Annotated in this window: 1 protein-coding gene; it reads right to left on the bottom strand. The window is 67.3% G+C overall.

Going from position 1 to position 1963, the window contains the following annotated elements:
- Positions 1–543: 543 nt before the first annotated feature.
- Complete coding sequence (locus tag ITI46_RS34305; RefSeq protein ID WP_209243955.1) at positions 544–1755, bottom strand: MFS transporter; 1212 nt, start codon at positions 1753–1755, stop codon at positions 544–546.
- Positions 1756–1963 lie beyond the last annotated feature (208 nt).

Here is a 1963-nt window from a genome sequence, read left to right as displayed (position 1 = left end):
TGCCCGGCGCAGCCGATCAGCCCTGGGGGTGGGGTGGGGGCAAACGCGCTTTTCGTTTGCGGCCACCCCACCCCCAGGGCAGGCTGCAAGCGGCGGGCAGGGGTGCCACGGCTCCCCTCCCGACCGCTGGTGCCGCTGATGCACTGTCGAGAAGGAGCGGGACGGAAGCGGCGGAAGCTGCCGTGCTCGTAGCGGCAGAAGCAAGAACGGCGATATCGCATCCGCGCGCAGGGGTGGGACGATGCGGCATACCCGGCCGGAACGTCAGCCTGATCGCCGCTCGGCGCGGCGTGTGACACCGCGCCAAGCGGCCCGTCAAACCGCCAGAGGCACGAGTCGAGGATCGAACCCGGAATCCAACAGAAGAAGCCGACGATCGGGGGCGGTCCTGGCAGTGGCGCGGCCCGCATCGAGCGAGCCTCGGTACGCGGAAGACGGCCCCGGCGCCCTGCGGCGCCGGGGCCGAACACCGGTCGGTCAGCTGCTGCCCACGGAAGGGAGCAACAGCTGACACTCAACGCATGGATTCCCTCACCACTGCACCTACTCCGGACGGTCCTCACGGATCTTCGGCGTGAGCCTCCTCATGTCCTTCCGGAATACCGTGCCCTGCGTCACCAGGAGGTACAGCACCGAGGCCGCGATCAGCGGCACGGCCAGCCCGAAGCGGTCCACGAACACCCCTGCGACAAGGCTGCCGAGGGCGCTTCCCAAGGTGGCAATCGCACCACCGAGGGCCCTCACCCTGCTCCGGAATTCCTCCGAAGGCCACAGGTGGGTGATCTTCCCGATCACCGGATCGGGAAAGGCCCCGACGAAGCCGGCAACGGCCCAGGCAACCATGACGAGCCACATCGGCGCTCCCAGGGCCAGCGTGAGCAACTGAGGTACCACCAGAAGGAACCCCACTGCCAGGATCACTGAGGGCCGCACACGCTCGATCACGGATACGGCAACGACGCTCCCCAGGAAGGATGCGAACGCCCCCGTGCTGATGAGTGCCCCGATCGCACCCGGACCGGCAGTTGTCTCCTTGGCCCAGACGGGCAGAAACACACTGGTCATCGGTGCAACGAGAAAGGCCATCAGGCTCAACATCACATAGAGCCTGACGAGCAGACTGTCCCTGCGGAAGTAGCCGACCCCTTCGCCGAGGCTCCGCCAGTACCCCTGCCTCTCCTCCCCCTCGTCCATCTGGGCAGGACCGGGCTCCATGCCGTGCGGCAGCGCAAGCCCGATGATCGAAGCGCTCACGGCGGCCAACACCGCCACCACCGCCAGACCAACCACGGGCTGCCGCGCCGCCAGAAGGGCACCGAGCGAAGGACCGAACACCCGGCCAACGGTCAGCGTCGCCGAACTCAGGCTGATCGCACGGCCCTCGTCAACACCGATGTACTTTGCCGCTGCCGGGGCCAGAAAGCCCTTCGCCAGAAGGCCCGCGCCGTTCGCAGCCCCCATCGACGCAACGAGCGCCAACAGCATCGGGAAGGACAGCATGTCCAAAGCGACGAGCACAGCAATCAGCACGACGCTGCTCGTCTCCACCACACCGGCCATCCACGACGTCCGCCGCAGTCCCAAACGGTCCACCACCGGACCGGCCAGGAACCGCGCCACGACGAACGGCGCCAGCTCCGCGAAGACAACGATCCCTGCATGACCCGCACTACCAGTCGTCGCGAACACGAACCAGGGCATGGTCAAGGTCAGGACCCAGCCGCTTACGCACCCCGCCAGTGTCGACGTGAGCACCCATGTGAGCGGGCTGTATCGCCTTACCAATGACAATCGCAGGGATAAGCCGCTGCCAACAGACACGGCTATGCCACCTCCCAAACTTCATAGGAGGCTCGAGGCCCTGAGAATGACGGGCCCTGATGCCCCGCCGGGGTGTCCCGGCAAGGAGCCCAGAACGGGTGCCGGAGGCACCGGGGCGCAGCGCAGCAAGGCCCGGTGCCTC

Source organism: Streptomyces oryzae (assembly GCF_017676365.1).
Taxonomy (GTDB): Bacteria; Actinomycetota; Actinomycetes; order Streptomycetales; family Streptomycetaceae; genus Streptomyces; species Streptomyces oryzae.
The sequence above is the reverse complement of the archived record's forward strand: the minus strand, read 5'-3'. Positions and strand labels throughout refer to the sequence as shown.